Source organism: Pseudomonas sp. PDM26 (assembly GCF_019219185.1).
Taxonomy (GTDB): Bacteria; Pseudomonadota; Gammaproteobacteria; order Pseudomonadales; family Pseudomonadaceae; genus Aquipseudomonas.
Window position 1 is genome coordinate 341,204 of the sequence record NZ_JAHUWC010000004.1, and the last position, 12,882, is coordinate 354,085.

Genomic DNA, 12,882 nt, shown 5'->3' on the forward strand with positions numbered 1-12,882 from the left:
CGAAGAGCTAGCGGCACGCCAGCCAGCCTGATTTAGGAGATAGTCCATGAAATTGCCGATTTACCTTGATTACTCTGCGACCACCCCGGTTGATCCGCGTGTCGCGCAAAAAATGAGTGAATGCCTGCTGGTCGACGGAAACTTCGGTAACCCGGCGTCCCGTTCCCACGTGTTCGGCTGGAAAGCCGAAGAGTCCGTCGAAAACGCCCGTCGTCAGGTCGCAGACCTGGTCAACGCCGACCCGCGCGAAATCGTCTGGACCTCCGGTGCCACCGAGTCCGACAACCTGGCAATCAAGGGTGCGGCGCATTTCTATGCCACCAAAGGCAAGCACCTGATCACCACCAAGATTGAGCACAAGGCTGTCCTCGACACCATGCGCCAACTGGAGCGTGAAGGTTTTGAAGTGACCTACATCGAGCCTCGTACTGATGGCCTGGTGACCCCGGAGATGGTCGAAGCCGAACTGCGCGATGACACGATCCTGGTGTCGGTCATGCACGTGAACAACGAAATCGGCACCATCAACGACATCGCAGCGATCGGCGAACTGACCCGCTCCAGGGGCATCCTGTTCCACGTCGACGCCGCTCAGTCCACCGGCAAGGTCGAGATCGACCTGTCGAAGCTGAAAGTCGACCTGATGTCCTTCTCCGCCCACAAGACCTATGGTCCTAAAGGCATCGGCGCCCTGTACGTCAGCCGCAAGCCGCGCGTACGTATCGAGGCGACCATGCACGGTGGCGGTCACGAGCGTGGCATGCGTTCCGGCACCCTGGCGACCCACCAGATCGTCGGCATGGGCGAAGCTTTCCGCGTAGCCAAGGAAGACATGGCTGCCGAGAACGCGCGAATCAAGGCGTTGAGCGACCGTTTCTTCAAGCAGGTCGAACATCTGGAAGAGCTGTACGTCAACGGCAGCATGACCGCCCGCGTTCCGCACAACCTGAACCTGAGCTTTAACTACGTTGAAGGCGAGTCGCTGATCATGGCGCTCAAGGACCTGGCGGTTTCGTCCGGTTCTGCCTGCACCTCGGCGTCCCTTGAGCCTTCGTACGTACTGCGTGCCCTGGGCCGCAACGACGAACTGGCACACAGCTCGATCCGTTTCACCTTCGGCCGTTTCACCACCGAAGAAGAAATCGACTACGCCGCGCAGAAAGTCTGCGAGGCCGTTATCAAGCTGCGTGCCCTGTCGCCGCTGTGGGATATGTACAAAGACGGCGTCGATATCTCGAAGATCGAGTGGGCGGCACACTAACTATAGAAGCCGCCGGATACAGGCCCTGTAGCAACGCGGCGATAGACGCAGCGTAACTGCAGGGCCTCAAGAGCGGCCCTGATGAGTGAGGATTGAGAATCATGTCTTACAGCGAAAAGGTCATCGACCACTACGAAAACCCGCGCAACGTCGGCAAGATGGATGCGGAAGATCCTGATGTCGGCACCGGCATGGTCGGCGCTCCGGCGTGCGGCGACGTGATGCGCCTGCAGATCAAGGTCAACGACGCCGGCATCATCGAAGATGCCAAGTTCAAGACCTACGGCTGCGGTTCGGCCATCGCTTCCAGCTCCCTCGCCACCGAGTGGATGAAGGGCAAGACCCTGGACGAAGCGGAAACCATCAAGAACACTCAGCTGGCTGAAGAATTGGCCCTGCCGCCAGTGAAAATCCACTGCTCGGTACTTGCTGAAGACGCCATCAAGGCGGCTGTTCGCGATTACAAGCAGAAGAAAGGCTTGATCTGATTTTCGAGTTTTGGCGACGAGTAAGGAGTCACCGATGGCTATCAGCATGACAGAAGCGGCTGCTCGACACGTGCGGCGCTCCCTCGACGGGCGCGGCAAAGGTGAAGGGATTCGTCTGGGTGTTCGCACCACAGGCTGTTCCGGCCTTGCCTACGTGCTGGAGTTTGTCGACGAGGTGGTTGCAGAGGATCAGGTGTTCGAAAGTCACGGTGAAAAAGTGATTATCGACCCGAAAAGCCTGGCCTACCTGGACGGCACCGAGCTCGATTTCGTCAAGGAAGGGTTGAACGAAGGCTTCAAGTTCAACAACCCCAACGTACGCGGTGAATGTGGCTGCGGCGAAAGCTTCAACATCTGAGGCTTGTCGTGGGAACTCCTTGTCATTTCGCTTTATTCGAGCTGCAACCGAGTTTCGATCTGGACCTCGATCAGCTGGCTACGCGCTACCGTGAGTTGGCGCGCAGCGTTCATCCGGACCGCTTTGCTGATGCTTCCGAGCGTGAGCAGCGGTTGGCGCTGGAGCATTCCGCGAGCCTCAACGAGGCCTACCAGACGCTCAAGAGTCCACCCAAGCGCGCGCGTTACCTGCTCGCCTTGAATGGTGGCGAGCTGCCGCTGGAGGTCACGGTGCATGATCCGGAGTTCCTTCTGCAGCAGATGGAGTTGCGTGAAGAGCTCGAAGACCTGCAGGACAGCGCCGACCTCAATGGTGTTGCCGTCTTCAAGCGTCGCCTGAAGGCTGCCCAGGATGTACTGAACCAAAGCTTCGCGGCTTGCTGGAATGATGCAGCGCAACGTGAACAGGCCGAACGCCTGATGCGGCGCATGCAGTTTCTCGACAAGCTCACCTACGAAGTGCGCCAGTTAGAAGAGCGCCTCGACGATTAACCCAGTGCCGCTCCGGTCGCACGCCTGATATACAGATAAGTCCTGATAACGATGGCCCTACTGCAGATCGCCGAACCCGGCCAAAGTCCTCAACCGCACCAGCGTCGTCTGGCTGTGGGGATCGACTTGGGCACTACCAATTCGCTGGTCGCTGCATTGCGCAGTGGTCTTTCCGAGCCACTTGCCGACGCAGAAGGGCGGGTCATCCTGCCGTCTGCCGTGCGCTACCACGCCGATCGTGTCGAGGTCGGCGAATCCGCCAAACTGGCTGCCGCTACCGACCCCCTGAATACTGTGCTGTCGGTCAAGCGCTTGATGGGTCGTGGTCTGTCCGACGTCAAGCAGCTGGGTGATCAGTTGCCGTACCGCTTTGTCGATGGCGAGTCGCACATGCCGTTCATCGACACGATCCAGGGCCCGAAAAGCCCGGTCGAAGTCTCCGCCGATATTCTCAAGGTCCTGCGTCAGCGCGCTGAAGCGACCTTGGGTGGCGAATTGGTTGGCGCGGTGATTACCGTTCCGGCCTATTTCGATGATGCTCAACGTCAAGCCACCAAGGATGCGGCCAAGCTGGCCGGATTGAACGTGCTGCGTTTGCTCAATGAGCCAACCGCCGCGGCGGTCGCTTACGGTCTGGACCAGCACGCCGAAGGCCTGGTCGCGATTTATGACCTGGGCGGCGGCACCTTCGACATTTCGATTCTGCGCCTGACCGGCGGAGTGTTCGAAGTGCTGGCTACCGGCGGCGACAGCGCCCTGGGTGGCGATGACTTCGACCACGCGATCGCTGGCTGGATCATCGAGAGCGCTGGTCTGTCCGCCGACCTCGATCCGGGTACGCAGCGCAACTTGCTGCAAACCGCCTGTGCGGCCAAGGAAGCCCTGACCAATGCTGCGGTCGTTGAAGTTGCCTATGGCGACTGGAAAGCCGAGCTGACTCGCGAAGCCTTCAATGCGCTGATCGAGCCGATGGTGGCTCGCAGCCTGAAAGCCTGCCGCCGTGCTATTCGTGATTCCGGTATCGAGCTGGACGACGTGTATGCCGTGGTCATGGTCGGTGGGTCCACTCGCGTTCCTCGCGTTCGCGACGCCGTCGCCGAAGCTTTCGGTCGCCAGCCGCTGACTGAAATCGACCCGGATCAGGTGGTGGCCATCGGTGCTGCGATCCAGGCCGATACCCTGGCTGGTAACAAGCGCGATGGCAGCGAATTGCTGCTGCTGGATGTGATTCCGTTGTCCCTGGGGCTGGAAACCATGGGCGGCCTGATGGAGAAGGTGATTCCGCGCAACACCACCATCCCCGTCGCCCGCGCCCAGGACTTCACTACGTACAAAGACGGCCAGTCGGCCATGGCGATTCACGTGTTGCAGGGTGAGCGCGAGCTGATCAGCGACTGTCGCTCCCTGGCACGCTTCGAGCTGCGCGGGATTCCGGCGATGGTGGCCGGCGCGGCGAAGATTCGCGTGACCTTCCAGGTCGATGCCGACGGTCTGCTCAGCGTTTCCGCCCGCGAACTGGGTTCGGGCGTCGAGGCCAGCATCCAGGTCAAGCCGTCCTACGGCCTGACCGACGGTGAAATCGCCAAGATGCTCAAGGATTCGTTCCAGCACGCCAATGACGACAAGGTTGCCCGCGTATTGCGTGAGCAGCAGGTCGATGCGCAGCGCCTGATCGAAGCGGTACAGGCGGCTTTGGAGGCGGATGGCGAGCGTTTGCTCGACGCCGACGAGCGCATGGTCATCGAGCTGCAGGTGCAGGAACTGAGCGAACTGATGAAAGGTACCGATGGTTACGCCATCGAGCAGCAGACCAAGCGTCTGTCGCAAGTGACCGATGCCTTTGCTGCCCGCCGCCTGGACTCGACGGTGAAAGCCGCGCTGGCGGGGCGCAACCTGAATGAGATTGAGGAATAACGATGCCGCAGGTCATTTTTCTGCCACACGAAAAGTTTTGCCCGGAAGGCATGGTCGTGGAGGCTGAGACGGGTATTTCCATCCTCGAGCTGGCCCATGAGCACCATATCGAGATGGAAAGTGCCTGTGGCGGCGTCTGCGCCTGCACCACCTGCCACTGCATCATCCGCGAGGGTTTCGACTCGCTGGAAGAGGCTGACGAGCTGGAGGAAGACTATCTTGATAGGGCCTGGGGGCTGGAGGCTCAGTCGCGTCTGGGCTGTCAGGCGAAAGTCGGGACTGAAGACCTGACCGTCGAAATTCCGAAGTACTCGGTCAACCATGCAGCCGAAGCGCCGCACTGATTCAAGGAATTGTCATGAAACTCAAGTGGACTGATGTGCTGGAGATCGCGATCCAGCTGGCTGAAAGCAAGCCCGACGTGGACCCTATGTCGGTCAACTTCGTCGATCTGCGTAAATGGGTGATGGAATTGCCCGAGTTCGACGATATGCCTGAGCATTGTGGCGAGAAGATCCTGGAGGCCATTCAGGCCCACTGGATCGAAGAACGTCACTGAGCCACGCCGCAGGTTAGGCAATACCCAAGAACCCGCGTATAATTCGCGGGTTTAATTTTTCGTAAATTACCGTTTCTGGAGTTACACCATGGCTGTTCAACGTACTTTCTCCATCATCAAGCCTGACGCCGTTGCAAAAAACGTGATCGGCGAGATCACCACTCGTTTCGAAAAAGCTGGCCTGCGCGTTGTAGCTTCGAAACTCAAGCAACTGTCCAAAGCCGAAGCTGAAGGCTTCTACGCTGAGCACAGCGCTCGTGGTTTCTTCAACGACCTGGTTGCTTTCATGATCTCCGGTCCGGTTGTCGTTCAGGTTCTGGAAGGCGAGAACGCTATCGCTCTGAACCGTGAGCTGATGGGCGCTACCAACCCTAAAGAAGCTGCTCCCGGCACCATCCGTGCTGACTTCGCTGACTCCATCGACGCCAACGCTGTACACGGTTCGGACTCCGAAGCCGCTGCCGCTCGCGAAATCGCATACTTCTTCGCAGCTACTGAAGTAACCACTCGCTAAGCATTGGCTTAAGAGTGAAGGTGAATCCATGACTACATCGACTGTAAAAACCAACCTGCTGGGTCTGACTCAGCTGGAAATGGAAAAATTCTTCGACTCAATCGGGGAGAAGCGTTTCCGTGCCGGTCAGGTAATGAAATGGATTCACCACTTTGGTGTCGATGATTTCGATGCCATGACGAACGTCAGCAAGGTCTTGCGCGAAAAGCTCAAGGCTGTTGCCGAGGTCCGTGGTCCCGAAGTGGTCAGCGAGGACATTTCCAGCGACGGCACCCGTAAATGGGTGGTGCGCGTGGCGTCCGGCAGCTGCGTCGAGACCGTATACATTCCCCAGGGCAAACGCGGCACCTTGTGCGTTTCGTCCCAGGCAGGCTGTGCCCTGGATTGCAGTTTCTGCTCCACCGGCAAGCAAGGCTTCAATAGCAACCTCACCGCCGCCGAAGTCATCGGCCAGGTGTGGATTGCCAACAAATCCTTTGGCAGCGTCCCGGCAACCGTCGACCGTGCCATCACCAACGTGGTGATGATGGGCATGGGGGAGCCGCTGCTGAACTTCGACAACGTCGTCGCGGCCATGCATTTGATGATGGACGACCTGGGCTACGGCATTTCCAAACGCCGTGTGACCCTGTCGACCTCCGGCGTGGTGCCGATGATCGATGAGCTCTCCAAGCACATCGACGTCTCCCTGGCGTTGTCCCTGCACGCACCGAATGACGCATTGCGTAACCAATTGGTGCCGATCAACAAGAAGTATCCGCTTAAGATGCTGCTTGAGTCGTGCCAGCGCTACATGTCGAACCTCGGCGAAAAGCGCGTGCTGACCATTGAGTACACCTTGCTCAAAGACATCAATGACAAGGTCGAGCACGCGGTGGAAATGATCGAGCTGCTGAAGAACATCCCGTGCAAGATCAACCTGATCCCGTTCAACCCGTTCCCGCATTCCGGGTACGAGCGTCCGAGCAATAACGCGATTCGTCGTTTCCAGGATCAGCTTCATCATGCCGGTTTCAACGTCACCGTCCGCACCACCCGCGGTGAAGACATCGACGCCGCCTGTGGTCAATTGGTAGGGCAGGTGCTGGATCGCACCCGTCGCAGCGAACGTTATATCGCCGTGCGCGAGTTGAACGCCGACAGCGATCTGGCGACGAACGCTGCGAACAACAACTAAGAGAGGATCTCTATGTCCCTGCGCTTTGCGCTGCTTTTGCTGTTGGCCAGCCTGTGTGCTGGCTGCGTGCTTTCGGGCGACTACAACCCGATGAAGACCAGCAAGGGCCGTGATGAAGCGCGGGAGGCGTACGTTCAGTTGGGTATCGGGTATTTGCAGCAGGGGATGACCGAGCGCGCCAAGGTCCCACTGAAAAAAGCCTTGGAGCTGGATAGTTCCGACCCTGATGCCAACGCGGCACTGGGGCTGGTGTTCCAGGCCGAGATGGAGCCGGAACTTGCCGATGAACATTTCCGCAAGGCACTGTCTTCCCGTCCCGCCGATGCACGAATCCTCAATAACTACGGCAGTTTTTTGTTCGAGCAGAAACGTTACAAGGAAGCCTACGAGCGCTTTGAGCAAGCCGCCGCCGATACCCTGTATCCTGAGCGTTCACGGGTATTCGAAAACCTCGGCATGACCGCTGCGATGCTTGGTCAGCGCGATCTGGCCCGGCAGCAACTGGAAAAAGCCCTGCGCCTGAACCGTCAGCAACCTCGCGCATTGCTGGAAATGGCTGAGTTGTCTTACGAAGACAGGCATTATGTGCCCGCGCATGACTATTACGACCGTTTTAGCCAGCTCTCCGAACAAAATGCACGTAGTCTATTGCTCGGCATTCGGCTGGCAAAAGTGTTTGAAGACCGCGACAAGGCCGCAAGTAAGGGCCTGCAACTAAAAAGACTCTATCCCGGTACGCCGGAATATCAGCAATACCTGTCGGAGCAATGATGAAAGCGGCGCATCCTGAAGTTGTAGCAGCGAATCGCGTTAACCCCGGTGAGATTTTGCGCCAGGCCCGCGAAAGCAATGGCTGGTCGCTGGCCGAAGTGGCCCTCAAGCTCAACCTCACCACCACTTCCCTGAGCAATCTGGAAGCCGGCGCTTTCGACAAGCTGCCCGGGCATACTTTTGCCCGTGGTTATATTCGTACCTATGCCAAATTGCTCGGCATGGACCAGGCCGTACTGGTCCAGCAATTCGACCAATCCACCGGCACCGATTCCCAGGGCAGCAGTGTTCACAGTCTGGGTCGTATCGAAGAACCGGTCCGGGTCTCCCACACCATCCTGCGAATCGTCAGCCTGCTGTTGCTGATCGCGGTGATCGGTGGCGGTTTCGTCTGGTGGCAGGATCAGACCTCGATGCGTACCAAGGACCTGATCGGGCTGGTTCCGGAACACGTTGAAGTCGAAGGTGCCGACGGTACTACGCAGATTCATCCGCTGGACGAGCCGGAAGACCAGGCTGTCGTGGAAGGTCAGACCGAAGGCGGAACCGTCCTCGTGCTGCCACAGGCCGACACGGCGGCTCAAGTGCCGGCGGATGCTCAGGCGACTGCGCCGGCCGTCCCTGCAGCGCCGGCAACACCAGCCGCCCCCGCTCACAATCCGGCGCCAGTTGTCGCGACGCCAGTGACGCCGGCAACGCCAGCGCCGGCGGTGCCTGCTGTCTCGGCCCCGGTCGTGACTGCTCCGGCAGCCCCGAGCGCGCAGGCTCCAGCGGTAACCGCACCAGTGGCCGGTCAAGGCCAGGTTCAAGTGCAGTTCACCGCCGATTGCTGGACACAAGTGACCGACGGTAGCGGCAAGGTACTGTTCAGTGGTCTCAAGCGCAAAGGCACCAGCCTGGCATTCAATGGTAAACCACCATTTACCGTGCGCCTGGGCTTTGCCCGCGGCGCTCAGGTCAGCTACAACGGCCAGCCGGTTGATGTCGCTCCGTTCACCAGTGGCGAGACTGCTCGCCTGAAGTTGGGTCAATAAGTCATGCACGGCGAATCTCCAATCAAACGTCGCGAATCCCGCAAGATCTGGGTCGGTAACGTGCCTGTTGGCGGCGATGCACCTATCGCTGTGCAGAGCATGACCAACAGCGACACCAACGATGTCGCGGCCACTGTCGCGCAAATCAATCGTCTGGAAGCGGCCGGCGTCGATATCGTGCGGGTCTCCGTACCGGACATGGACGCCGCCGAAGCCTTCGGCAAGATCAAGCAACTGGTCAAGGTGCCCTTGGTTGCCGACATTCACTTCGATTACCGGATCGCTTTGCGCGTAGCTGAACTGGGTGTCGATTGCCTGCGGATCAACCCGGGCAACATCGGCCGCGAAGACCGCGTGCGTGCGGTGGTGGATGCCGCCCGTGACCGCGGGATTCCGATCCGTATCGGCGTGAACGCCGGTTCCCTGGAAAAGGACCTGCAAAAGAAATACGGCGAGCCGACCCCGGCTGCACTGGTCGAGTCTGCCTTGCGTCACGTCGAGCACCTTGAACGCCTGAACTTCCAGGATTTCAAGGTCAGCGTGAAAGCATCCGACGTGTTCATGGCCGTCGAAGCCTACCGCCTGCTGGCCAAGGAAATCGTCCAGCCGCTGCACCTGGGCATCACAGAAGCCGGTGGTTTGCGTTCAGGCACGGTGAAATCCGCCGTGGGCCTCGGTATGCTGCTCGCCGAAGGGATTGGCGATACTATCCGCATCTCGTTGGCGGCCGACCCGGTCGAGGAAGTGAAAGTCGGCTACGACATTCTCAAATCGCTGCACCTGCGGTCCCGTGGCATCAACTTCATCGCCTGCCCGAGCTGCTCGCGGCAGAATTTCGATGTGGTCAAGACCATGAACGAGCTGGAAGGGCGCCTCGAAGACTTGCTGGTACCGCTGGATGTCGCGGTCATCGGTTGCGTGGTCAACGGCCCGGGCGAAGCCAAGGAAGCCCATATCGGCTTGACCGGCGGTACGCCGAACCTGATTTACATCGACGGCAAGCCGTCGCAGAAACTGACGAATGACAATCTGGTGGATGAGCTGGAACGCTTGATCCGCCAGAAAGCGGCTGAAAAGGTCGAAGCTGACGCTGCCGTTATTGCGCGCGGCTAAGCCTGGCTAAAAAGAGCCGAACGAATTAAGGAATTTAAGTGAGCAAGTCTCTGCAAGCCATTCGTGGCATGAACGACATCCTGCCCGAACAGACTCCCCTGTGGCGTCATTTCGAAGGCACCGTTTCGCGTCTGCTGGATAACTACGGTTACAAGCAGATCCGCATGCCGATCGTCGAGTTCACCGAACTGTTCAAGCGTTCCATCGGTGAAGTGACCGACATCGTCGAAAAAGAGATGTACACCTTCGACGACCGCAACGGCGACTCCCTGACCCTGCGCCCTGAAGGCACGGCGGCCTGTGTGCGCGCAGTGCTGGAGCACGGCATCACCGGCGGTGGCCAGGTTCAGAAACTCTGGTACATCGGCCCGATGTTCCGCCACGAGCGTCCGCAGAAAGGCCGTTATCGCCAGTTCCACCAGATCGGTGTCGAAGTGTTCAACCTCGACGGTCCGGACATCGACGCCGAGCTGATCGTGCTGACCTGGCGCCTGTGGGGTGAACTGGGTATTCGCGATGCGGTAAAACTCGAGCTCAACAGCCTGGGTACCAGCGAATCCCGCGGCCGTTATCGCGAGGCACTGGTCGAGTTCCTGTCCCGGCATCTGGACAAGCTGGACGAAGACAGCCAGCGCCGCCTGAAGACCAACCCGTTGCGGGTCTTGGACACCAAGAACGCCGAGACACAGGCGATTCTGGTCGATGCGCCGAAAATGGCCGACTACCTCGACGAAGAGTCCCGCGTGCATTTCGAGGGCCTCAAGGCTCGCCTGGACGCCGCCGGCATTCCTTACGTGATCAACCCGAAGCTGGTTCGCGGGCTGGATTACTACAGCAAGACCGTTTTTGAATGGGTCACCGACAAGCTCGGCGCCCAGGGCACCGTGTGTGCCGGTGGTCGTTACGACGGTCTGGTGGAGCAGATGGGCGGCAAACCGACCGCTGGCGTTGGTTTTGCCATGGGTATCGAACGCCTGGTGCTGCTGCTGGAAACCCTGGAGCAGATCCCGCAAGAGATCTCCCGTCAGGTCGACGTCTACCTCTGCGCCTTCGGTGAAGAAGCCGAGCTGGCCGGCCTGACCCTGGCGGAGCGCGTACGTGATCAGTTGCCCAACCTGCGCCTGCAAGTGAATGCCGGTGCCGGCAGTTTCAAAAGCCAGTTCAAGAAAGCCGACAAGAGCGGCGCGCTGTACGCGCTGATTCTCGGTGACGACGAAATGGCCCGGCAAGTGGTAGGTTTCAAACCCCTGCGAGGCCAGGGCGAACAACAAAGCATTGCCTGGGATGCGCTTGCCGCGCACCTGGCCACCTGCGTCGTGCAGGGTTGAAGCTGTCTAAACAGCCGAATTAGCGATTAAGGAGTATTGGGGTGTCGAGTACCGAAGACGAACATGTGGCGGAATTGAAGGAATGGTGGTCACGCAACGGTAAGCCCCTGGTCACTGGCGGCCTGTTGGCGCTGGTCATCGTGTTCGGCTGGCAGGCGTTCCACAAGTATCAGAGCAATCAGTCGCAAGGCGCCTCGATGCTCTATCAGCAATTGCTCGAAACCACGCTGACGCCTGACGGCAAGCCTGATGCGGCCCGTGTTTCGGACCTGGCCCGCAAGCTCAACAGCGAGTTCGGCGGCAGCGCCTACGCGCAGTACGGCAGCCTGTTCGTGGCCAAGGTTGCGGTCGACAGCGGCAAGCTGGACGACGCGGCCAGCGAACTCAAAGCCATTGTCGACAAACCGGCCAACCCGGCGCTGGGCGAAATCGCCCGTCAGCGTCTGGCCCAGGTACTCGGCGCGCAGAACAAGGCCGACGAAGCACTGAAGCTGCTCGAAGGCGATACCGACAAGGCATTCCTGGCCACTCGCGAAGAGCTCAAGGGCGACCTGCTGGTGCAGTTGGGTCGTACCGATGAGGCGAGCGCGGCGTATCAAAAAGCCAAGGCGGCGCTGTCGGATGAAGCGGCGGTCGGTGGCCTGCAAATCAAGCTGGACGACCTGGCCAAAGGGGATGCGTGACGTGATTCGTTGGAAACATGCAGCATTGCTGGCCCTGGCCTTGTTGGCCGCGGGTTGCAGCAGCAACAGCAAAAAAGAATTGCCTCCGGCCGAACTGGTCGACTTCAAGGAAGAAGTGGTTCTGCACAAGCAGTGGAGTCGTTCGATCGGTGACGGTCAGGGCGAAACCTACAACATGCTGGTTCCGGCCATCGATGGCGATACCATCTATGCCGCCGACGTCACTGGCGTGTTGATGGCGATGGACCGCAACACGGGCGACGTCAAATGGAAGAAAGATCTCGAGCTGCCTGTCTCCGGCGCCGTTGGCGTAGGTTACGGTCTGGTCACCATCGGTACGCTCAAGGGTGAAATCGTTGCCCTGGACGCTATCAACGGTGAAGAGAAGTGGCGCGCTCGCGTGTCCAGCGAAGTACTGGCTCCGCCAGCCAACAACGGTGACGTTGTGGTGGTTCAGACCCAGGACGATCGCCTGATCGGCCTGGATGCCTCCACCGGTAACCGTCGCTGGATCTATGACAGCACCCCTGCGGTACTGACCCTGCGCGGTACCAGTGCACCGATCGTGACCAACCGCCTTGCGGTGGCTGGCCTGTCGACCGGTAAAGTGGTTGCCGTGGATATCTCCAACGGCGTACCGGTGTGGGAACAGCGCGTAGCGATCCCGCAAGGTCGTTCGGAGCTGGAGCGTGTGGTCGATATCGACGGTGGCTTGCTGCTGTCGGGCGAGACGCTGTATGTCGCCAGCTATCAGGGGCGCGTTGCCGCTCTGGACCTGCAAAGCGGCCGTCAGCTCTGGCAGCGTGATGCTTCCAGCTATGCCGGTGTCGCCCAGGGGTTGGGCACCGTTTATGTGAGCCTGTCTTCGGGCACCGTTGAAGGCGTCGACGAGCGTTCCACCTCTGCCTTGTGGAGCAACGATTCGCTGGCCCGTCGTCAACTGTCGGCCCCGGAAGTGTTCTCCAGCTACGTTGCAGTCGGTGACCTGGAAGGTTACCTGCACCTGCTGAGTCAGGTGGACGGTCGTTTCGTCGGCCGCGAGCGCATCGACAGCGACGGCCTGCGCGCCCGTCCGCTGGTGATGGGTGACACGATTTATGTATATGGCAACAGCGGCAAACTGGAAGCCCTGACCATCAAGTAACGACTATG

General features: G+C 59.5%; 15 protein-coding genes. All 15 read left to right on the top strand.

The window, feature by feature from the left end; translation table 11 throughout:
• Nucleotides 1-46: 46 nt before the first annotated feature.
• Nucleotides 47-1,261, top strand: a complete 1,215-nt coding sequence (locus tag KW849_RS11050; protein WP_218429447.1) for an IscS subfamily cysteine desulfurase — start codon at nucleotides 47-49, stop codon at nucleotides 1,259-1,261.
• A 101-nt stretch (nucleotides 1,262-1,362) separates the two neighbouring features.
• Entirely contained in the window at nucleotides 1,363-1,749 is a 387-nt protein-coding gene (gene iscU / locus KW849_RS11055; protein ID WP_007982746.1) for a Fe-S cluster assembly scaffold IscU, read from the top strand.
• A gap of 34 nt (nucleotides 1,750-1,783) precedes the next feature.
• Entirely contained in the window at nucleotides 1,784-2,107 is a 324-nt protein-coding gene (gene iscA, locus KW849_RS11060; RefSeq protein WP_003227904.1) for an iron-sulfur cluster assembly protein IscA, read from the top strand.
• Nucleotides 2,108-2,115: 8 nt separating this feature from the next.
• Nucleotides 2,116-2,637 carry a co-chaperone HscB gene (gene hscB, locus KW849_RS11065; RefSeq protein WP_108216514.1) on the top strand — a complete coding sequence of 174 codons (522 nt, stop codon included), beginning with the start codon at nucleotides 2,116-2,118 and terminating at the stop codon, nucleotides 2,635-2,637.
• A 51-nt stretch (nucleotides 2,638-2,688) separates the two neighbouring features.
• On the top strand, nucleotides 2,689-4,551 hold the full coding sequence (gene hscA, locus KW849_RS11070) for a Fe-S protein assembly chaperone HscA (protein ID WP_218429448.1): 1,863 nt from the start codon (nucleotides 2,689-2,691) through the stop codon (nucleotides 4,549-4,551).
• A 2-nt stretch (nucleotides 4,552-4,553) separates the two neighbouring features.
• Complete coding sequence (gene fdx / locus KW849_RS11075; protein WP_108216516.1) at nucleotides 4,554-4,895, top strand: ISC system 2Fe-2S type ferredoxin; 342 nt, start codon at nucleotides 4,554-4,556, stop codon at nucleotides 4,893-4,895.
• 14 nt (nucleotides 4,896-4,909) lie between these two features.
• On the top strand, nucleotides 4,910-5,110 hold the full coding sequence (gene iscX, locus KW849_RS11080) for a Fe-S cluster assembly protein IscX (RefSeq protein WP_218429449.1): 201 nt from the start codon (nucleotides 4,910-4,912) through the stop codon (nucleotides 5,108-5,110).
• Nucleotides 5,111-5,198: 88 nt separating this feature from the next.
• Nucleotides 5,199-5,624 carry a nucleoside-diphosphate kinase gene (gene ndk / locus KW849_RS11085; protein WP_108216518.1) on the top strand — a complete coding sequence of 142 codons (426 nt, stop codon included), beginning with the start codon at nucleotides 5,199-5,201 and terminating at the stop codon, nucleotides 5,622-5,624.
• A gap of 28 nt (nucleotides 5,625-5,652) precedes the next feature.
• Nucleotides 5,653-6,801 carry a 23S rRNA (adenine(2503)-C(2))-methyltransferase RlmN gene (gene rlmN, locus KW849_RS11090; protein WP_108216519.1) on the top strand — a complete coding sequence of 383 codons (1,149 nt, stop codon included), beginning with the start codon at nucleotides 5,653-5,655 and terminating at the stop codon, nucleotides 6,799-6,801.
• Nucleotides 6,802-6,813: 12 nt separating this feature from the next.
• A complete protein-coding gene (gene pilW / locus KW849_RS11095; RefSeq protein WP_108216520.1) occupies nucleotides 6,814-7,572 on the top strand; it encodes a type IV pilus biogenesis/stability protein PilW in 759 nt (252 codons plus the stop codon).
• The gene (locus KW849_RS11100) at nucleotides 7,572-8,606 is read left to right on the top strand and encodes a RodZ family helix-turn-helix domain-containing protein (protein WP_218429450.1); all 1,035 of its coding nucleotides are present in this window, start codon (nucleotides 7,572-7,574) and stop codon (nucleotides 8,604-8,606) included. The genes pilW and KW849_RS11100 overlap by 1 nt, the downstream gene beginning before the upstream one ends.
• 3 nt (nucleotides 8,607-8,609) lie before the next feature.
• The gene (gene ispG / locus KW849_RS11105; RefSeq protein WP_003185136.1) at nucleotides 8,610-9,719 is read left to right on the top strand and encodes a flavodoxin-dependent (E)-4-hydroxy-3-methylbut-2-enyl-diphosphate synthase; all 1,110 of its coding nucleotides are present in this window, start codon (nucleotides 8,610-8,612) and stop codon (nucleotides 9,717-9,719) included.
• 38 nt (nucleotides 9,720-9,757) lie between these two features.
• Entirely contained in the window at nucleotides 9,758-11,047 is a 1,290-nt protein-coding gene (gene hisS / locus KW849_RS11110; protein ID WP_218429451.1) for a histidine--tRNA ligase, read from the top strand.
• A 41-nt stretch (nucleotides 11,048-11,088) separates the two neighbouring features.
• Nucleotides 11,089-11,730 carry a tetratricopeptide repeat protein gene (locus tag KW849_RS11115; protein WP_108216523.1) on the top strand — a complete coding sequence of 214 codons (642 nt, stop codon included), beginning with the start codon at nucleotides 11,089-11,091 and terminating at the stop codon, nucleotides 11,728-11,730.
• Nucleotides 11,723-12,874, top strand: a complete 1,152-nt coding sequence (gene bamB, locus KW849_RS11120; RefSeq protein WP_218429452.1) for an outer membrane protein assembly factor BamB — start codon at nucleotides 11,723-11,725, stop codon at nucleotides 12,872-12,874. Before KW849_RS11115 ends, bamB begins: the two co-directional genes overlap by 8 nt.
• Nucleotides 12,875-12,882: the final 8 nt, after the last annotated feature.